This is a genomic window from Martinezella miluonensis, from assembly GCF_900094545.1.
Lineage (GTDB): Bacteria > Pseudomonadota > Alphaproteobacteria > Rhizobiales > Rhizobiaceae > Rhizobium > Rhizobium miluonense.
The window spans coordinates 16962-36028 of record NZ_FMAH01000047.1 but is presented as its reverse complement, the minus strand read 5'-3'; the positions used below and the strand labels follow the sequence as shown (position 1 = coordinate 36028).

The 19067-nt window shown below is 60.2% G+C and carries 21 protein-coding genes; 9 read left to right on the top strand and 12 right to left on the bottom strand.

Annotated features, from left to right (window positions below):
- Positions 1–11: 11 nt before the first annotated feature.
- Positions 12–1541, bottom strand: coding sequence for a sensor histidine kinase (locus tag GA0061102_RS27215; protein WP_092855031.1), 1530 nt, complete (start codon positions 1539–1541; stop codon positions 12–14).
- 123 nt (positions 1542–1664) lie between these two features.
- Between GA0061102_RS27215 and GA0061102_RS27210 the strand changes: the two genes are divergently transcribed.
- From GA0061102_RS27210 to GA0061102_RS27200, 3 genes are all read left to right on the top strand, one after another.
- On the top strand, positions 1665–2246 hold the full coding sequence (locus GA0061102_RS27210; RefSeq protein WP_092855029.1) for a thermonuclease family protein: 582 nt from the start codon (positions 1665–1667) through the stop codon (positions 2244–2246).
- Complete coding sequence (locus GA0061102_RS27205) at positions 2236–2868, top strand: uracil-DNA glycosylase family protein (protein WP_092855027.1); 633 nt, start codon at positions 2236–2238, stop codon at positions 2866–2868. Before GA0061102_RS27210 ends, GA0061102_RS27205 begins: the two co-directional genes overlap by 11 nt.
- 66 nt (positions 2869–2934) lie before the next feature.
- The gene (locus tag GA0061102_RS27200) at positions 2935–3423 is read left to right on the top strand and encodes an Lrp/AsnC family transcriptional regulator (protein WP_069613098.1); all 489 of its coding nucleotides are present in this window, start codon (positions 2935–2937) and stop codon (positions 3421–3423) included.
- A 61-nt stretch (positions 3424–3484) separates the two neighbouring features.
- On the opposite strand, the gene GA0061102_RS27195 is transcribed toward GA0061102_RS27200, so the two are convergent.
- Positions 3485–4357, bottom strand: coding sequence for an NAD(P)-dependent oxidoreductase (locus tag GA0061102_RS27195; protein ID WP_092855025.1), 873 nt, complete (start codon positions 4355–4357; stop codon positions 3485–3487).
- A gap of 267 nt (positions 4358–4624) precedes the next feature.
- On the opposite strand from GA0061102_RS27195, the gene GA0061102_RS27190 reads away from it, so the two are divergent.
- The 4 genes from GA0061102_RS27190 to GA0061102_RS27175 all read left to right on the top strand — a co-directional run bounded on the left by GA0061102_RS27190 (position 4625) and on the right by GA0061102_RS27175 (position 8627).
- The gene (locus GA0061102_RS27190) at positions 4625–5593 is read left to right on the top strand and encodes an aliphatic sulfonate ABC transporter substrate-binding protein (protein WP_092855067.1); all 969 of its coding nucleotides are present in this window, start codon (positions 4625–4627) and stop codon (positions 5591–5593) included.
- A gap of 195 nt (positions 5594–5788) precedes the next feature.
- On the top strand, positions 5789–6964 hold the full coding sequence (gene ssuD / locus GA0061102_RS27185; RefSeq protein ID WP_092855023.1) for an FMNH2-dependent alkanesulfonate monooxygenase: 1176 nt from the start codon (positions 5789–5791) through the stop codon (positions 6962–6964).
- 24 nt (positions 6965–6988) lie between these two features.
- A complete protein-coding gene (gene ssuC, locus GA0061102_RS27180) occupies positions 6989–7825 on the top strand; it encodes an aliphatic sulfonate ABC transporter permease SsuC (protein WP_092855021.1) in 837 nt (278 codons plus the stop codon).
- A 10-nt stretch (positions 7826–7835) separates the two neighbouring features.
- A complete protein-coding gene (locus GA0061102_RS27175) occupies positions 7836–8627 on the top strand; it encodes an ATP-binding cassette domain-containing protein (RefSeq protein ID WP_092855019.1) in 792 nt (263 codons plus the stop codon).
- On the opposite strand, the gene GA0061102_RS27170 is transcribed toward GA0061102_RS27175, so the two are convergent.
- The 4 genes from GA0061102_RS27170 to GA0061102_RS27155 all read right to left on the bottom strand — a co-directional run bounded on the left by GA0061102_RS27170 (position 8624) and on the right by GA0061102_RS27155 (position 11080).
- On the bottom strand, positions 8624–9100 hold the full coding sequence (locus tag GA0061102_RS27170) for an SRPBCC family protein (RefSeq protein ID WP_092855017.1): 477 nt from the start codon (positions 9098–9100) through the stop codon (positions 8624–8626). The genes GA0061102_RS27175 and GA0061102_RS27170 overlap by 4 nt on opposite strands.
- The gene (locus GA0061102_RS27165; protein WP_092855015.1) at positions 9097–9441 is read right to left on the bottom strand and encodes an ArsR/SmtB family transcription factor; all 345 of its coding nucleotides are present in this window, start codon (positions 9439–9441) and stop codon (positions 9097–9099) included. The genes GA0061102_RS27170 and GA0061102_RS27165 overlap by 4 nt, the downstream gene beginning before the upstream one ends.
- Positions 9434–10126 (bottom strand): glutathione S-transferase family protein, encoded by a 693-nt coding sequence (locus GA0061102_RS27160; protein WP_092855013.1) that lies wholly within the window; start codon positions 10124–10126, stop codon positions 9434–9436. The genes GA0061102_RS27165 and GA0061102_RS27160 overlap by 8 nt, the downstream gene beginning before the upstream one ends.
- 129 nt (positions 10127–10255) lie before the next feature.
- On the bottom strand, positions 10256–11080 hold the full coding sequence (locus tag GA0061102_RS27155) for a class I SAM-dependent methyltransferase (protein WP_092855011.1): 825 nt from the start codon (positions 11078–11080) through the stop codon (positions 10256–10258).
- 143 nt (positions 11081–11223) lie between these two features.
- Between GA0061102_RS27155 and GA0061102_RS27150 the strand changes: the two genes are divergently transcribed.
- Positions 11224–11949, top strand: coding sequence for a DUF2270 domain-containing protein (locus GA0061102_RS27150; RefSeq protein WP_092855009.1), 726 nt, complete (start codon positions 11224–11226; stop codon positions 11947–11949).
- Positions 11950–11999: 50 nt separating this feature from the next.
- Here GA0061102_RS27150 and GA0061102_RS27145 read toward each other — a convergent pair whose 3' ends face one another.
- The 4 genes from GA0061102_RS27145 to GA0061102_RS27130 form a co-directional block, all read right to left on the bottom strand.
- Positions 12000–12266: an usg protein gene (locus GA0061102_RS27145; RefSeq protein WP_092855007.1), complete on the bottom strand. Its 267-nt coding sequence runs from the start codon at positions 12264–12266 to the stop codon at positions 12000–12002.
- Between the two features lie 185 nt (positions 12267–12451).
- Positions 12452–13282 carry an ABC transporter permease gene (locus tag GA0061102_RS27140; protein WP_092855005.1) on the bottom strand — a complete coding sequence of 277 codons (831 nt, stop codon included), beginning with the start codon at positions 13280–13282 and terminating at the stop codon, positions 12452–12454.
- The gene (locus GA0061102_RS27135) at positions 13279–14091 is read right to left on the bottom strand and encodes an ABC transporter permease (RefSeq protein WP_092855003.1); all 813 of its coding nucleotides are present in this window, start codon (positions 14089–14091) and stop codon (positions 13279–13281) included. The genes GA0061102_RS27140 and GA0061102_RS27135 overlap by 4 nt, the downstream gene beginning before the upstream one ends.
- A 118-nt stretch (positions 14092–14209) precedes the next feature.
- The gene (locus GA0061102_RS27130; protein ID WP_092855001.1) at positions 14210–14992 is read right to left on the bottom strand and encodes a lysine/arginine/ornithine ABC transporter substrate-binding protein; all 783 of its coding nucleotides are present in this window, start codon (positions 14990–14992) and stop codon (positions 14210–14212) included.
- A gap of 369 nt (positions 14993–15361) precedes the next feature.
- Here GA0061102_RS27130 and GA0061102_RS27125 point away from each other — a divergent pair, with 369 nt between their 5' ends.
- A complete protein-coding gene (locus tag GA0061102_RS27125) occupies positions 15362–17839 on the top strand; it encodes an OmpA family protein (protein WP_092854999.1) in 2478 nt (825 codons plus the stop codon).
- 47 nt (positions 17840–17886) lie between these two features.
- On the opposite strand, the gene mobB is transcribed toward GA0061102_RS27125, so the two are convergent.
- Both mobB and mobA read right to left on the bottom strand, forming a co-directional pair.
- Entirely contained in the window at positions 17887–18417 is a 531-nt protein-coding gene (gene mobB / locus GA0061102_RS27120) for a molybdopterin-guanine dinucleotide biosynthesis protein B (protein ID WP_092854997.1), read from the bottom strand.
- Positions 18414–19064: a molybdenum cofactor guanylyltransferase MobA gene (gene mobA, locus GA0061102_RS27115; RefSeq protein ID WP_092855065.1), complete on the bottom strand. Its 651-nt coding sequence runs from the start codon at positions 19062–19064 to the stop codon at positions 18414–18416. Before mobA ends, mobB begins: the two co-directional genes overlap by 4 nt.
- Between the last annotated feature and the right edge of the window lie 3 nt (positions 19065–19067).

Here is a 19067-nt window from a genome sequence, read left to right as displayed (position 1 = left end):
GAATCTGAACTTCAGGCGAAGCTCTTCTTGCGCCGCCCGGCAAGCGGAGCGTCTTCCACCGCCGGCAGGCTTTGCAGCACCCGCTTGGCCGGCAGGATCGCTATGACCTCGGTGCCTTCCCGCAGCCTGGATTTCAGCAGGAACTGACCATCATGCTTGGCAAGAATGGCTTGCACGATCGGCAGACCAAGGCCAGTGCCTTGCTCAGCACTCTTGATGGCGATCGAGCCCTGACCGAAGGCGGAGAGCACCACCGGAATTTCCTCTTCGGGAATGCCAGGCCCATTGTCCTTGATCGCCACATACTCCCCGCCGCCCGCCGTCCAGCCGACCTTGACGGTGATCTCGCCGCCCTGCGGCGTGAACTTCACGGCATTCGACAGCAGATTGAGGATGACCTGCCGCATGGACTTTTCATCGGCCCAGACGGACGGGAGCTGCGGCTCGATCTGCGAGGAGATGGAAATATTCTTGGCGCGGGCGCGTAGCTGCACCATGCCGATGCAGTCTTCCGTAATATCGAGCAGAGAGATGGCTTCCTCGTTCAGCTCATATTTGCCGGCTTCGATGCGCGACAGGTCGAGGATTTCGTTGATCAGGTTGAGCAGGTGCTGCCCGGATCGATGGATATCGGTGGTGTATTCCCGGTAGGTCGGATTGTTCAGCGGTCCCATGACTTCGGCCGACATGACCTCGGAGAAGCCGAGAATAGCGTTCAGCGGCGTCCTGAGCTCATGCGACATGGAGGCCAGGAATCGCGACTTGGCGAGGTTTGCCTCTTCCGCGCGCCGGCGCGCCTCGTCGGACATGGAGTTTGCGACCTCGAGTTCCGCGATCAGGTCGTCCTTCTCCGATTGGAAGGAGAGGATCTTCAGATTGGATTGAAACATCCTGTTGGTGATGAAGGTGAAGAAGATCACGGCAACCGAGACGGCGGCGGTCAGCGCAATGTCCGAGGGTTTTCGGGTCAGGATCGCGGTCACGACCAGCACCACGGTTGCCGGCGCAAACGCGAAAGGCACGGCGCGCGGCAGCATGAAGCTTGCCATTGCCGTGATGCAGATCGCCACCAGCAAGGTCGTGCCCTTGTACAGGCTGAAACTGTCTCCGCCGCAAGTCGAGCAGTTCTGCATCGCGAACATTGCCCAGCAGAGGCCCGTCAGCAGCTGCCCCAGCAACAGGATCTGCCGCCACTTCCTGGCACTTTCAAGTGTCATTTCCTGCTTCTTGGCGCGTCTGCCGAGCAGCATGTTGACGGCGTGCGCCGTCAGGATCGGAATGGTCCACAGGAAGATCCCCGCGTCGCGGGTCAGGTACACCCCGAGCGCGGCGACGACGACGACAAAGATCGGCACGATAGCAGCGCCCTGCAGCAGCGTGTCGATGTGCATGGCCATGAGTTCGCTGTCGAAATTGCTGCTGTGCCCCGTCTGCAGGCGCTCGCGCGTCTCCCGCACGGCCTTCGACACAGCCCGGTTGTGGTGGCTGCGCGATCGGTCGACGATGTTTTTATCTGTCGATGTGCTGACGCCGGTTCTCATGGTTTCGTTGAAACTTGGTCTGCGTGAGATTACAGACTAGCTGCCAAATCTTAAGAAGATGCTGCGCTGAAATGATTTGTTTGCCATCTTCGCCAAGGATTTGTTGTTAAAGGAGGCAGGAACGTGATGCGGTCAGGCCGCCTTTTTCGAGACGGCGCGGCCACATTTGCTTTGCTCGCCATTCTCGCTTTGCTCGCGTTGAAAATGAATAATCGGCCGGAACTCGTTCACACAGGCGACTTTTATGTTATCGACGGTGATACGCTTTCCTCTGACGGAGACCGTCTGCGATTGAAGGGCATCGATGCGCCGGAATATCGGCAACGGTGTCGGCGCGATGGCGCCGATTGGGCATGCGGCGAAGAAGCGCGCAAGGCTCTCGCCACAATCGTTAAGACCGGCAAGCCGGAATGCCGCGGGCAGGAGAGGGATCGCTATGGTCGCCTCCTGGTGACTTGCGTGGTTGGCGATGTCGATATTAATGCCGCGATGGTTCGCAAAGGCATGGCGCTTTCCTATGGCGGCTATGCCGCCGAAGAGCGGGCGGCACGGCAAGCGAAGGCGGGCGTATGGGCTGGCGATTTCGAACGGCCCGGCGATTACCGGCGCGAGGAGCGAATGCAACAATCCGCAGCGGATGATCCGATGAAGGGTCTGATAGACTATATAAGGCAGCTCGTCGGCAGGGGCTCGCATGATGAATGAAGCAGAATTGCAGAAGCTGAGCCAGGCGATTGCCGCCTGCCGCGTCTGTCGGGATAAGCCGGCCAAGGGTGAGGCGTATCGGCTGCCGCACGAGCCGCGGCCGGTTGCCACTCTTTCCTCGACTGCGCGCATCCTGATTGCCGGGCAGGCGCCGGGCCTGCGCGTCCACGAGAGCGGCCTGCCGTTCAACGACGCTTCCGGTGATCGCCTGCGGCAGTGGCTGAACGTCGATCGCGAGAGTTTCTACAACCCCGATCATTTTGCCATTCTGCCGATGGGCTTCTGTTTCCCGGGCTATGATGCGGCCGGCAGCGACTTGCCGCCACGCAAGGAATGCGCGCCGTTGTGGCGCCGGAGAGCCATGGAGGCAATGCCGCAGATCGAGCTGATCCTGACCATCGGTCAATATGCCCAGACATGGCATATGGGCACTGAGCGGATGGCGTCCATGACCGAGACGGTCGCCGAATGGCGGCGCTATCTCCTGACCAACCGTTCGCCGGCCATACTGCCGTTACCGCACCCAAGCTGGCGCAATAGCGGCTGGCCGAAGCGCCATCCCTGGTTTGAGGAGGAACTGCTTCCCGTATTACAAGAACGTGTGAGATTCCTGGTTTCCTGAAAAAAGTTTCTTTTCTCGTCCCTGAAATAGGCTATAGAGAGAATATAATTCGAAGGGATGCTTAAAATGGACCGCCTTGATCGCAAAATTCTGCGCCTGTTGCAGGAGGACTCCACTCTGGCCGTGGCCGACCTTGCCAAGAAGGTCGGATTGTCGACGACACCCTGCTGGCGCCGCATCCAGAAGATGGAAGAGGATGGCGTCATTCGCCGTCGCGTGGCTCTTCTTGACCCTGAAAAGGTTAACACGAAGGTTACCGTTTTCGTTTCCATCCGCACCAACAGCCACTCCATCGAATGGCTGAAGCGCTTCTCCGAAGTCATCGCCGATTTTCCGGAAGTGGTCGAGTTCTATCGCATGAGCGGTGACGTCGACTATCTGCTGCGCGTCGTCGTTCCCGATATCGCCGCCTATGACGCCTTCTACAAGCGCATGATCGCCAAGATCGAAATCCGCGACGTCTCCTCCGCTTTTGCTATGGAGCAGATCAAGTATTCGACGGAACTGCCGCTCGATTACATGCTGCTTGAGAATGCCAAGTCCAACGAGGATTGATCTAGACTGAGCGCCCCTGTCTTGAGGCGCTCAGCCGATGTCGCCAATTGGGGCGGTCTTCCTATTTCCTGTCCAGGCGCGCGAGCAGCGAGGAGGTATCCCAGCGATTGCCTCCCATCGCCTGGACATCGCCGTAGAACTGGTCGACGAGCGCCGTCAGCGGTAATTTGGCTTGGTTACGGCGGGCTTCCTCAAGGACGATGCCGAGATCCTTGCGCATCCAATCGACGGCGAAGCCGAAATCGTACTTGCCGGCATTCATGGTCTTGTGGCGGTTTTCCATCTGCCATGAGCCGGCGGCACCCTTGGAAATGACGTCCACGACCTTTTCGATATCGAGCCCGGCCTGCTTGCCGAAATGAATGCCTTCGGCCAAGCCCTGCACGATGCCGGCGATGCAGATCTGGTTGATCATCTTGGTCAGCTGCCCCGCGCCGGCCGACCCCATCAGGCCAACCATGCGGGCATAAGCGTCGATGACGGGACGGGCCTTCTCGAACGCGGCTTCGTGGCCGCCGCACATCACAGTCAGCACGCCGTTTTCGGCGCCAGCCTGCCCGCCGGAAACCGGCGCGTCGATGAACTCCACGCCCTTTTCCTTGGCTGCCGCATAGAGCTCGCGGGCAACTTCGGCGCTGGCGGTCGTATTGTCGATGAGGACTGCGCCCGCCTTCATGCTTGAAAAGACGCCGTTTTCACCTGTAGTCACCGAGCGCAGGTCATCATCATTGCCGACGCAGGTGAAGACGAAGTCGGCGTCTTCGGCGGCTTTGGCCGGGGTAGGGGCGAATTTGCCGTCATATTGCTTGGCCCATGCCTCGGCTTTGGCGATGGTGCGGTTGTAGACGGTAACGTCATGCCCGCCCTTGACCTTGAGATGCCCTGCCATCGGGTAACCCATTACGCCCATGCCAATGAACGCGACCTTTGCCATTCTTATAACTCCCTGTCCGAATTCGACTCGAAGGCTTAGCGGAAAGCCCGAAGGGACGGAAGGCCGATCTATCGGGCAACTTGTCACCGTAGCACAGCATTTGAAATCACATTTCTGATTTTTCCATTTTCGGGAATTAAATTTCGATTTGTGCCCAAAACTTCATAATATCCTTTGTCGATATAATCTATGGATTTGCGATCCTTAGCTATCGACAACGAGCCGATGGCCGCGGAAGCGCCAGGGCCTCATGAAAAGGGATCCTCGATGATTTCGCGCAGACAGACACTCGGCCTCCTCGGCGCCACGGCGGCCGCCTTTGCTTTGCCTTCGATCCGGTCGGCGCGAGCGGCCGCAGCAACGACGCTTCGGATCGGCTGGCAGAAGAACGGTGTGCTGGCGCTCGCCAAACGCAAGGGCGCGCTGGAAAGGCGGCTTTCCGATCGCGGGATCTCGGTCGAATGGTCGGAGTTCACCTCAGGTCCGCCGCTGCTCGAAGCGCTTGGTGCGGGCGCTCTCGATTTCGGCGCTACCGGTGACGTGCCGCCGCTCTTTGCACAGGCCGCCAACGGCAACCTGCTCTATGTCGGCCTCTACACCGGCAGTCCCGAAAGCTCGGCCATTCTGGTTCGCAAGGATTCGCCGATCCAGACGCTCGCCGATCTCAAGGGCAAGAAAGTCGCTTTCAAGCGCGGTTCCAGCGCCCACAACGTCACGGTTAAGGCGCTGCGCAAAGGAGGGCTCACGGTCAACGACATTCAGGCACTGGATCTTGCGCCGCCGGATGCTTCAGCAGCGTTCAAGACCGGCGCGATCGACGCCTGGTCGATCTGGGATCCGTATCTCGCCATCGCCGAGGCAGACCCGGATACCCGCATCCTGACGACAGCGCGTGGGATCGTCGACTCCTTCAGCTACTTCCTCTCCAACACTGATTTCACCAAGGATAACCCGCAGGTCGTCGCCGACATCATTGATGAGCTTGCCAAGGTCGGCGCAGCGGCACAGTCCCATCTGGATGAAAGCGTTGCAGCGCTAACCGAAATTACCGGCGTTCCGGCAGCGGTGACCCGAGTGACACTGACGCGTCCCGGCGCCGATCTCGGCGGTGTCTCGACCATCACGGATGCCGCAATTGCCTATCAGCAGGGCTTGGCCGATGAATTCTACAATCTCGGGATCGTGCCGAAGAAACTGACCGTCACGGATATCGTCTGGCGACCGAAGGCGAGCTGAGGAGCGGCCACTGCCGCTGCGGCAACCCACATCCGAAACACTACGGATGTGGGTCGCTTCAGCAAAAATATTCCGTCCAATGCCTGGCAATAGAAAATCTGCATTGTCGATATAATCCATAGTCTATGTCACTATCCAGATCGAACATCGGGAAGTGGCTTCCGATCACGCGCATCCAGAAGGCAGGAAAACGTCATGACCGCGACCGCAAAACCCATCGATTTTCTCTGGTTCATTCCGACTTCCGGCGACGGCACCTATCTCGGCACCTCCGATCTCAATCGGGGGCCGGAGATCGGATACCTCCAGCAGATCGCGCAGGCGGTCGATCGCCTTGGCTATTCCGGCGTATTGCTGCCGACGGGCGTCTCCTGCGAGGAATCCTTCGTTACCGCAGCTGCTCTTTCCGCCCATACGCAGAAGTTGAAGTTCCTCGTCGCGATCCGCCCGGGTACGGCGTCGCCAGTCTACTATGCGCGTCTCGCCTCGACGCTCGATCGTGTCTCGAATGGCCGCGTTCTGCTCAACATCGTCGTTGGCGGCAGCCCGGCCGAGCTGGCGGGCGACGGCATTCATCTGGAACATGACGAGCGCTATGCCCATGCCGATGAATTTTTCCACGTCTGGGAGGAGTTGCTGGAGACGGGCTCGTCCACCTTCGAAGGCAAGTATATCAAGGCGATCAATGCGCGGCTGGGCCTGCCGCCGGTACAGGCGCCGCGGCCGCCGCTCTATTTCGGTGGCTCTTCCGATGCCGGTATCGACTTCTCCGTCGGTCGCGTCGACAAATATCTGACCTGGGGTGAGCCGCCGGCGCAGGTGGCTGAAAAGATCGAGAAGGTGCGGGCTGCGGCCGCCAAGCGCGGACGCGAGGTGAGCTTCGGCATCCGCCTGCACTTTATCGTTCGCGAGACGGACGAAGAGGCATGGGCCGCCGCTGAGAAGCTGATTTCCAAGCTCGATGACGAGACGATCCGCGAGGCGCAGGAGCAATTCGTCACGCAGTCGGACTCCGTGGGGCAGAAGCGCATGGCGGCTTTGCATGGCGGTCGTCGCGACAAGCTCGAAGTGTCGCCGAACCTCTGGGCCGGTGTCGGACTGGTTCGCGCCGGTGCCGGCACGGCACTTGTGGGGTCGCCGAAAACGGTGGCGGCAAGGCTACGCGAATATCAGGAGCTCGGCATCGAAACCGTGATCGGCTCCGGCTATCCGCATCTGGAGGAAGCCTATCGTGTCGCTGAGCTTCTGTTCCCCGAACTCGGCTTGAGCCGCGAGGAACAGCGCGCGGGATTCCGCAACGAGTTCGGCGCCAAACAGATCTTTGCGGGCGGCAGCCACGGCGGCAATCTGAAGGTGGTTTCCGGCTCGTAACGCCACCTTTGAAGGGAGATCCCCATGACGGCATTCGACACGTCTTTCGTACGCGTGGGTTCGGAACGCCGCACGCGCCCGGCCAGGGCCGCACGGCAGGCCATCTCGTTTCAGAGGTTTCTGCCCTTCCTGCTGCCAATCGTCGTCATCGCGGCATGGCAGCTCGGATCGTCGTTCGGATGGATCTCCACCCGCATCATGCCGTCGCCGGCGGCAGTCGTGGTCGCTTTCTGGCAGACCACGATCTCGGGGCAGCTGCCGAACAACATCCTCGTCAGCGCCGGTCGCGCGTTTGCGGGCTTGCTGGTCGGCGGCTCGATCGGCTTCCTGTTCGGTATAGCCAACGGCGTATCCAGGCTTTCGGAGCAATTGACCGATACGACGCTGCAAATGCTGCGCACCATCCCGCACCTCGCCATGGTGCCGCTCGTCATTCTCTGGTTCGGGATCGGCGAGGAATCGAAGCTGTTCCTGACGGCACTTGGCGTGCTCTTCCCGATCTACCTCAACACCTATCACGGTGTGCGCAATGTCGACCGCGGACTGATCGAAATGGGACGGGTCTATGGTATGAGCAACTGGACGCTGTTCCGGAAGGTCATCTTTCCCGGCGCCTTGCCATCCATTCTCGTCGGACTGCGCTTTGCCCTCGGCATCATGTGGCTGACGCTCATCGTTGCTGAATCGATCGCGGCGTCGTCAGGCATCGGTTACATGGCCAACAATGCCCGTGAATTCGGCATGACCGATGTCGTCGTCCTGACGCTGGTCATCTACGCCATTCTCGGCAAGCTCGCCGATGTGGTTGCGCGGACGATCGAGCGCCGGGCGTTGCGCTGGAACCCGGCCTATCAGAATTGAGGAACCTGCCATGAGCGTCAACGTACTCGATCGCCCACGGGCTGAAGCTGAACATGCGGCTCCGCAGGCCGCGGCCATCCATATCAAGGGGCTGGAGAAGAGCTTCGGAAACAACCGCGTTCTGCGTGGCATCGATCTCGATATTCCCGCCGGCCAGTTCGTTGCCGTCATCGGCAAGAGCGGCTGCGGCAAGAGTACGCTACTGCGCATCCTGATGGGACTGGAAGAGCCGAGCGCTGGGCATCTGCGCTTCGAAGCGACCGATGGCAGCGAGGCGCAACCCAACACGCGCATCGTCTTTCAGGAGCCGCGGCTGCTGCCCTGGCTTTCCGTGGCAGACAATGCCGCCGTCGGTCTGGGCGAGGGCGTGCCGCAGGATGTGTTGCGGAAGGAGACTGCGTCCGTTCTTTCCGAGGTGCAGCTTGCCGAAAAGGCAGGCGAATGGCCTTCCAGCCTTTCCGGCGGACAGAAGCAGCGCGTGGCACTCGCCCGCGCACTCGTCAGCAAGCCCGGTATCCTTGCGCTCGATGAGCCGCTCGGTGCGCTGGATGCCCTGACGCGCGTCAGCATGCAGGAGCTGCTAAACCTCGTCTGGCGCGAGCTCGGCTTTACCGCGGTGCTGGTTACGCACGACGTCAGCGAAGCGGTGCATCTGGCCGATCGGGTCGTGGTGCTGGACGAGGGTAGGATCGTGCTCGATCTCGCCATTCCTCATGCGCATCCGCGCCGCCACGGCAATCCGGCGCTCGCCGAACTCGAAGGGCGGCTTTTGGCTGCCATCCTTGGCGAGATTCGGGGCTAATTCGCTCTCGTATCGTCCGCCTCGACAAAGAGTCTTAGATTGTCGAAGCCGATTTCGGTGCCCATTAACCGCGAACCATTGTCGCCATAGCCGTCGAGGAACACGACCTGTTCGACGAAGGTCATCTTCGTACCGCCGGGTTCCGGTTCAAAGCTGACCGTCGCCAGCGACACGGAAATTCTGATGTCGTCGAGCATCATGTCGAAAGCATAGATGAAGCGCTCGTTCGGGACGACGTCGACATAGCGGGCCTGATAGGCGTGCACGACGCCGTTGGTCGAGGCGGTCCGATTGCTTTCGCTGCCGCCGGTGCGGAAATCGAGCTGGAAATCCAGCTGCGTCCAGTCACCACTGCAGGCAAACCATCGCTGTTTCTGCTCGGGGATTGCCCAGGCATTGAAGACCCGCGGCAGCGGCGCCTTGAAGTGGCGCTCGATGGTGATGGTCGTATGGTCTGTCGATCTTTCGTTCATTCGCCCGTCGTCTCCGTCGATGTATCTGCCAGAAATATGTCGAGCCGGTCGAAGGTCCTGTTCCAGGATGCCTTGCGTTCGGCAATCCATCGCTCCACGGATGCCAGCGCCTCCTTGCGAAGATGATAGGTTCGCACCCGGCCGGCTTTTTCCGAGAGAACGAGCCCGCTGGTTTCCAGCACCTGCAGATGTTTCATCACGGTCGGCAGCGCCATGTCCAGGGGCTGGGCCAGTTCCGTGACGGAAGCAGGCCCTAGCCCGAGCCGGTCGATCATGCCGCGCCGGCTTTGGTCGGACAGGGCATGGAACATGCGGTCGAGCGCTTGCGCGTCTTCAAGCATTCGGCTTTTCCGGCCGGAGCGGCGACGGCAATTTCTCGCTATAGGGATACATGTGGAAATAAGGCATGGCTTCCTTAAGGACGCGGGCAAAGGACGGACGGTCGAGGAGGCGCTGATAATAGGCCTTCAGCCGGGTATGCCCCTCTCCAAAGGGAACGACGGTTTCGGCATAGAAAAGCGCAGGTGCAGCGGCACAGTCTGCCATGGTCAGGCTGTTGCCGGTGATCCAGGTTTTCCCATCCAGCTGCTTTTCGATCATCCCATAGGCGGTGCGCAGCAGTGCCTGGGCTTCGGAAACGCCTTGCGGGCTTCGATCCCCGTCTGCCCGGCGGACGTCCGCGACTATTCTTTGCATCGGGTCCTGAACATATTGATCGAAGAATCGATCCCAAAGCCGGACGCACAGAGCATCCGACGGATCTGTCGGCAATAGCGGCGCTGCTCCGGTATAGTGCCGGTCGAGATATTCGATGATGATGCTGGTTTCAGGCACGGTGCTGTCGAGCGCTTCGTCGCGAAGCACCGGGAACTTGGCGAGCGGCCAGAGGCGCACCAATGAGGCGCGTGATTCCTCATTGCCGAGATCGATGATCCGGCTCTCGAACGGCGTGCCGTTTTCATAAAGCGCCATCAGCACCTTGTGGCAGAAGGAGGCGAGCGGATGCTGGTAGAGAGTGAGGGACATGCGACGACCTTTCCAAGTCCAAGGTTCGAGCTGAAACTTATCTGAATGGCTAAGTATCAGCTCGATCGCCGCGGAGCAAGAAAATAGTTATCCATTTGGATAACTATTTTCCACTTGATGTCGATGGTCTCAGTCTGCGCGGCGGCGGGCGATGATCAGATGGCCCGGCGTCGGCTGGCCATCCTGCATGCGGACGTTGATGTCGGTGATTTCGATGAGCTCGAAGCCGGTCGCCGTCAGCCGTTCGCGCACATAGGCCTCGGAATGGGCGAAACGCTGATGCGGGCCGACCATATATGGGCGTCCGGCCATTGTCGCTTCCGGCAGGGTCTCGGAAGAGAAGATGAAGAGGCCGCCCGCTGTCATGTTTTCGGCTGCGCCGAAGAACAGGGGTTCCAGCGCACCGAGATAGGGCAGGACATCGGTAGCGGTAATCAGATCGAAGGCATCCTCATCGTTGTCGTCGAGGAAGTCCTCGACCTCGGCGACGAAGAGGGTCTCGTAAACGTCCTTCTCGTGGGCTACTTCGACCATGTTTTCCGAGATATCGATGCCGGTGATGTCATCGACGATGTCGCGCAGGGTGCTCCCGGTCAGGCCCGTACCGCAGCCGAGATCGAGCATGCGCTTGAACGGTCCCAGGCCAAGTGTCTGCAGGCGCTGGCGAACGAGGACGGGAACGTGATAGCCGAGCTGTTCGACGAGCACATCCTCGAAAACCTCGGCGTGCTGATCGAACAGCGTCTCGACATAGGCATCCGGCGCTTTCACCGGTATCTCGCCGCGCCCCATCGAGGCGATGCGCACGGCAGCGCCGCCATGGTCTTCCGGATCGAGAGCCAAAACCTCTTCGTAGGCTTTGACCGCGGCGTCGATATCGCCCGCCTTCTCCAGTGCCAATGCCCGGTTGTAGGCTTCCGCCAGCGCGTCTTCGTCGATCTTCTTCTTTGCCATGGATGCCGGCCCTTCCTTTTGTCACGCAGGCATTAAGGCGCTTGATCAGCTTTTGCAATGCTTGCCTTGCAGGTGCAGAATATCGCTTTCGGTAAAGGCGAATTGAGGACGCTATCCGAATAAAAAACAAGGGAGGAACAACCATGGATACCGAACTGACCGCACCGAACCCAACAAACAGCCCAGTTGAGCGCGGTCGTCCCTCCATGCCGTCGTCATCGGCTGAAGTCACCAACACATTGACCCATTACTACCGGGGCGAACTGGCGAGGATGACAAGCTGGCGCGATCGCATCGACCGGACGTCGAACTGGGCGATCACGGTGGTTGCGGCTCTGCTTTCCGTGTCGCTATCGACGCCCTCGTCTCATCACGGCGTGCTGCTCTTCGGCATGATGCTGATCACGCTGCTACTGATGATCGAAGCGCGGCGATATCGCTTCTTCGATGTCTACCGCTCGCGCGTGCGGCAGCTGGAGCGGAACTATTTTGCGCAAATCCTGGCGCCGCAAGCCGAACTCAACAATGATTGGGCGCTGGCGATTGCGTCCAGTCTGCGCGCTCCGCGGCTGCTGCTCAGTTATGCCGAAGCGGCGCAGCGGCGCTTGCGGCGCAATTATTGCTGGATGTATGCGATCCTGCTGCTGGCGTGGGTCCTGAAGATTTCGACGCCAAGACTTCAGACTGATCCCGCCGCGCAAGAGATGGCGCATTCATGGAGCTACATCACCGACAATGCAGCACTCGGGCCGATCCCCGGCGTAGTTGTCATCGTTCTTGTCGCGGTTTTCTACGCTGCTGTTGTCTATGGCACGCTCCATCGCGGGTCGGATGAAGGGGACTTTGTCCATGGCGAAGCGCATGTCTGACGGCGGCAGCGTCGCCGTAAGAGAAACGCCGCACATTCGGCCTGATTGCCTCAGTGCAGGATGAATTCGCCTTTCACGGCCCGCCACTCGGTTGCCGATATGAGCTTGCGGTGAACGTAGTGTACCGAATGCAGCGGTCCGTCCAGCTTCTCCTGCCAGAATTTCAGGAAGCCGCGCATTTCGGGGAAGTTCGGGGCAAGGTCATAGTCCTGCCAGATATAGGTCTGGAGAAATTGCGGATGGTCGGGCAGGTGATAGAGGATCTGCGCCGTCGTCAACCCATAGCCTTGCAACTGCTTTTGCATGTCGTCGTGCATGAGCTTTCTCTTTCCGTTCCCATTCTTGTTCGTGACTCATGGTCACTAAGATATGGAAACAGCTCAAGGTAAACTCAAGCTTTACAAAAGTGTCGCAAAGGGAATTTCAATTAAATAATCAATGCGTTAGCAGCGATATCAAGCGAGTGCTGCCAATAAAGGCGGCTTGCGCCGCCTTTATCCGATCAGCGCTTGAGGTGGCGCGTCAGCCGGCCTTCCATCCAAGCCCAGCCGTTTCTCATGAACTCGACGATCACCAGATAGAAGATCGCTGCCCAGAGATAGATCTGGTAGTCGTAAGTCCGCGAAAACGCGTAGCGTGTTTCGCCCATGAGGTCATAGACCGTGATGATGGAAACCGTCGCCGAACTTTTTATCAGCAGGATGATTTCATTGCCGTAGGGGCGCAGGGCAACGATGAGCGCCTGGGGAATGATGATCTTGCGGAAGGCGATCCATGTATGGAAGCCGAGGGCGTTGGCCGCTTCGCTCTGGCCCTTCGGCACGCTCTGGATGGCAGCTCGAACGATTTCCGCCTGATAAGCGGCCGTATTGAGCGTCATGGCGAAGACGCCGCAATAGAATGGGTCCTTGAAGAACCACCACATGCCGATGTCCTCGAAGAACCAGCGGAAACTCGGGAACCCGTAGTAAACCATGAATATCTGCGCCAGGAGCGGCGTGCCGCGGAACAGATAGACATAGCAATAGGTCAGCGTGCTCAGGATCTTGTTGCTCGACATGCGGGCGAAGGCCAGCGGTAGCGACAGGATCGCGCCGAGCACAAAGGATATGGTGACCAGCTTGACGGTGATCCAGAGACCGTTGCGAAGCCTGGGTCCATATGTCACGACCTTATCGAGATCCCAGCCGAACACGATCATCGCCAGCAGCGAAATGCCGAGAACGGCCCATAAGCCTAGAAAGAAATAGCCAGCGATGCGGGCCTTGGATAGCTTTCTTGCCGTTTGCGGCGGAGCCGGCTGCGCCGCGATCAGAATTTCGGCATGGCTCATCGACGGACCTCCGCTTGCTTGGCCCATCGGTCGAGATAGAAGAGACCGATCGACGAAATGACGGCCAAGGTCAGATAGAACAGGCAGGCGATCGAATAGAAGGTGAAGGGCGCCTTGGTGACGCGCACGGCGATCCCCGTCTGCCTGATGATGTCTGCAAGACCGATGATCGACACGTAGGATGTGTCCTTCAACAGGTTCATCCAGAGGTTTCCGAGATTTGGCAGCGAGATGCGGACGAGCTGCGGCACAATGATCAGCCGCATGGTGCGTGCGCGATGGAAGCCCAAGGCATCGCCTGCCTCATACTGGCCTTTCGGAATAGCCTTGAAAGCAGATACCAGCACTTCCGAGCAATAGGCCGAAAAGACGATTGCCAGCGCGACCATGCCCGCAGCGAAGGCATTGATCTCGATGGGACCGTTATAGCCGAATTTGGCAAGCAGCGTTTGCAGCAGGATCTGCAGGCCGTAGTAAATGATGAAGAGCGTCAGCAGCTCCGGCAGGCCGCGGAAAATCGTGGTGAAGACGCCGGCGGCAAGCCGCAGCGACCTCTCTTCCGATTGCTGAGCAAGTGCGACGAAGAAACCGATGACGATCCCGAGTGGCAGCGTCGCGAGAGAGACGGCGATGGTAATCTTCAGGCCACCGGCCAGCTCATCTCCCCAGCCCGCATCGCCACAGGCGAGCATCGTGTGCGGGCTGAACATGGTAAACACGGTGAATAGTCCGGCCGGACCACACAACGGGTCGAAAATCGTACTCAACCAGGTCCACAAGGAACCGACGGCGGAAAACAATCCGCTCATGCTGTATTTCCCCTAGCGGCTTTTGCCGCGTTTCTGCTTATATTCTTCTCGTTGTCAAACAAAAACGGCGGAAGAGCAAGCTTCCGCCGTCGTCTTTTCCCAAGGAATCGACGGGCGATCAGCCGCCGTAAACGTCGAAATCGAAGTACTTGTCCTGAATCTTCTTATAGGTGCCGTCCGCACGGATCGCATCGATGGCCGCGTTGAGCTTGTCACGGAGAGCCGTGTCGCCCTTTCGGATGGCAATGCCTGCGCCAGCACCGTTGATGACCGGGTCGTTCTTCAGCGTGCCGAGCATCTTGCAGCAGCTGCCGGCGTCCGACTTTACCCATTCTGACAGGACGACGACGTCGTCGATGGCGGCATCGATACGGCCATTGCCGAGGTCGAGCTTGTATTCGTCAGCTGAGGGATAGAGCTTCAACTGCGCGTCCTTCAGGTGGGCGGAAGCGTAATTGGCATGCGTCGTGGAGGACTGGGCACCGATCGACTTGCCCTTCAGACCTTCGTTGGTGGCCTCCTTGATGGTGGAGTCCTTCGGCACGGCGATCGCCGGCGGCGTGTTGTAGATCTTGTTGGTGAAGTCGACGATCTTCTGGCGTTCCGGTGTGATCGACATGGACGAGATGATGGCGTCGAACTTCTTGGCTTGCAGGGCCGGAATGATGCCGTCGAAATCCTGGTTCACGAAGGTGCACTTGACCTTCATATGATCGCAAAGCGCGTTGGTTATATCGATGTCGAAGCCGACGAACTTGCCGCCTGCTTCCAGCGATTCGAAGGGCGGGTAGGTCGCGTCGGTGCCGAACACGATCGAATCGCCGTCGGCAAGCGCGGCGCCAGCGAAGAGTGACATCGCGGCGAAGGATGCGGCGGCAAAAAGACGAGTGGAGATGCGCATATTGGTCCTCTCTGGTGGTGGCCGGCAGCTCATTATTATTTCTTGGCAGACGGCTCGAGTGGAGCGGGTCGGTGGCCCGCCTTGCGCCGATATTCGTACTTTTTTTCCGGAAAATGCAACTGGAATCACGAAGGCAATCGCCATTGCGCAATTCCGCTGCAATGGAAACGCGCCAAAGGGAAATCTGAACGAAAGCCATCCGCTACGTTCAGCCGAGGTTAATTGCTGCAACCTAATAGTTCGGAACCTAATAGCGGCTTGCCGTGATTCAGCCTCATGAGAACCGAAAATTGGCCGGGATCGTGAGGCATCGCCTTGCCCGCTGAGATTCGCAATTCGGCGGACAAAGATCATAAGAGGAGATCCCATATGGGAAAGCGATCCAGACTATTTGCCAGCGCCGCATTTCCGCTGCTGTCCCTATCGCTCGCGTTCGAGCCGGCAGCCGCTGCAGCGTTGAGCGGGCAGGCCATCACGCCATTGAGTAATGGCATCGCCGGAACGAAGGGTGTCGCTGGAAGCTTCGAAGTGGCTCAGCAGGAGGCACCGGCCGCCCAGCCGGACGAAGAGCAGCTCAAGCACAAGAAGCCCGCCGAGGGTGAGCAGGGCCAGAAGCACGAAGGCCAGAAGTCTCAGGGCGGTGCAGAGCCGCAGCACAAGCAGGCCGAGCCCGAAGCGGCGCCGCAGCCAAAGCCGCAGAAGCAGCAGCAACCGGAAGCCCAGCCGCCGAAGGCCGAGCATCAGCAGCCCGCAGAGCAGGAGCAGCCGAAGCCGCAGAAGCAGCAGCCGGCCGCAGAGGCTCCGCCCGAGCCGAAGAAGCAGCATCAGCAGCCGGCCGAAGAGCCGCAGGCCCAGCCTGAAGCCAAGTCGCAGCCGAAGGCCGTCGCTCCCGAGGCCCAGCCCGAGGCGCCGCAACCCAAGCAGAAGGGCAAGCAGCCTGCGGAAGCACCGCAGCCCAAGGTAGAACAGCAGCAGCCTGCCGCTGAAACGCAGCCGGAGGCAAAGCCTGAACCCAAGGCCAAGCCCGAGCCGAAGGCACAACAGCCCGCGCAGGCTCCGAAGGAAGCTCCTGTCCAGAAGGAAGCTCCGGCGACCGCCGCGCCGCAAACTCAGCAGGAGCCGGCGAAGCAGGCCCAACCTGACCAGAATGCCCATCCGAAGAAGCAGGCTCAGCCGGAGGCTCCGGCGCAACAGCCGGCCGAACAGCCGCAGACGCCTGCCGCTCAGCCGCCCAAGGGGCAAAAGACTCAGCAGCCCGCGACGCAGGCACAACCTGAAGCCCAGCCTGGAACTCAGGTGGCACCCGGCACCGAGCAGGGACAGAAGCCCGGCGACAAGACGCATGGCAAGCAGCCGCAGACGCAGCAGCAGGGCGAACAGCCTGCCGCCAATCCACAGCAGCCGGCCCAGAAGGGCGAGCCGCAGGCACAGCCCGCTCAGCCCGGAAATCAGGCAGCCACCCCGCAGCCTGGCAAGCCGCCCGCCAATGGGGCAGTGGCGCCCGCTCAAGGCAGTGCAACGCCTCCAGCGGCCAATGGCAGCGGCCAGCAGGCCGGCGAAATTCAGGTGCCTCCGGCAGAACAGGTTTCGCCGCAGGAGCTGGAACGCCGCAAGAAGATCGCGGAAAATCCGGCTTCGGCAAATGGTCCTGTCATCCTGCCGGTTGAGAACGGCAGCGCCGTGCTCGACAGCCAGAAGGATTCCGTCCGTCGCGGAGAACATCTGAATGGCGGCCAGAACCCGGTCGCTCCTGGTGCACAAGGTGGTCGCGGGCAGGCCGGTCAAGTTCAGAGCGGCCAGGCGCAAACCAACCCGGCCCAGCAGCCGCCACCGGCTTACACCAAGCCGCCGACCTCCGATGCCGAGGCACAACGCGCCGCCGCCGGCGCCCAGGCGCAACCGCCCGTCAAGATCGAGGCCGTGACCAGCGAGCAGGGCCGCCGGATAGACCGCCGTCCGGATTTCGCCCCGCCGCAGGGCACGTCTATCCAGACCATCATCAATCAGGACAATCGCACCATCGTGAATGTCGACAACACCTATGTCGTTCGCCATGACGATACCGACCGCTTCGTTCGCGGCGGCGAGCGGCCTACCTACGAGCAGCTGCCACGGGATCGCTACCGCGAGACCATCGACCAGCCGAACGGCGATCAGATCATCACCATCCGCAACCGCTATGGTGACATCATCCAGCGCTCGCGTGTCGATGCCCGAGGTCGGGAATATGTGCTGTTCTATTCGCCTGAGCTCGAAGACCGGCCGGATCATGACGACTATTTCCGCGATCCGGGCGACGACCTGCCGCCGATGCGCCTGCTCATTCCGCTGAGCCAGTACATCATCGACACGGCGTCCAACCGCAATGCGAACTACTACGACTTCCTGCGGGAGCCGCCGGTCGAGCCGGTCGAGCGAATCTATTCGGTCAACGAAGTGCGTTATTCGGCCCGTATTCGTGACAAGATCCGCCGTATCGACCTCGATACGATCACCTTCGCAACGGGCAGCGCCGACATTCCGATGTCGCAGGCCAGCACGCTGCGCGGTGTCGCAGACGGCATGTCGAAGGTCATCCAGCGCGATCCGACCGAGACCTTCCTTATCGAAGGCCATACGGATGCCGTGGGTTCGGCACAGAGCAATCTGATCCTGTCGGACCGCCGCGCGGAATCGGTCGCCAACGTGCTGACCGATGTCTACGGCATCCCGGCCGAAAACCTGGTAACTCAGGGCTATGGCGAGCAGTATCTCAAGGTGAATACGACGGGACCGTCGCAGGAAAATCGCCGCGTCACCATCCGGCGCATCACGCCGCTGGTCCGTCCGGTCGCATCGAAGCAGTAAGCGTCTGCTGACACATGAAAAGGGGCCGCCGGGAAACTGGCGGCCTTTTATTTTGCCGGCTCGCCGAGTTCCGTGGTCGCGGCGATGAAATCGGCGATTGCAATCGTGTCATCGAGATCGAAGACGGCAAGCGAACCGGCCTCTTCGACGGCATGGTCGGCGGCGATGGCGACGATATGCGGGTCGTGTGGGGCGAGCGGCTCGCGTTGGGCCGCTTCCAGGCGACGAGCCTCGATCTTCGGGATAGGCTCGCGTTTGTAGCCCTCGATCAGTACGAGGTCGCAAGGGGCTAGGCGCGCCAATATTTCCTCAAAACTCGGTTCGGGTGCGCCGCGCAATTCGTGCATGATGGCATAGCGCGTGCCGGAAACGATGGTAACCTCATACGCTCCGGCCTCGCGATGACGGAAGCTGTCGGCGCCGACCTTGTCGATATCGAAATCATGATGCGCATGCTTGATCGTCGAAATGCAATAGCCGCGCCGCGTGAACTCGGTGACCAGACGCACCGCAAGTCCGGTCTTGCCTGAATTCTTCCAGCCGGCAATGCCGAAGATCTTCGGTCGGGATATCGTCATGACATGTCTTCCAGTGCTGCAAGCCAATTCTGGGCGTCGATAAGATCGTCGGGCGTATTGACGTTGAAAAAAGGATCGAGAGGGCCGATCGGGGTCTGGACGGCGGGAAACTCCACGCGCTGGACCGTATGGCGTGCGAGGAAATCCCTGACCCGCCGCTTTGGGTCGGTGAGGATCCATGTTTCGAGATCGCCGGCGGCGGAAACAGGCCAGAGACCGAAAACGGGATGGTCTCGATTGAACGATGCAGCGATTGCGATTTCATCGCTGGCACCGATGGCTTCGGCCAGCCGCACGAGAAGATCGTCTGGGAAAAAGGGGCTGTCTATCGGCACCGTGGCGACATGCGAGGCCTGCGGATAGTGCTGTGCCGCATACTGGATGGCCGCGAGCACACCGGCGAGCGGGCCGAGCTTGCCGGCGATCCCATCGGGGACCAGCGTCAGGCCCTTTGGATCTGGCCAATCCGCATCGGCGTTGAGCGCTACCGGCCTTACCTGCGTTTTAGCGATGCGTGCAGCGATACGGACAAAGAGGCTCTGGCCACCGAGGGTCGCGAAAGCCTTGTTCGCCCCCATGCGGCTTGATCGGCCGCCTGCAAGCAGGACGACGGGAATATCGTCGGCATTGGCAATGGCGCCCGACATGGC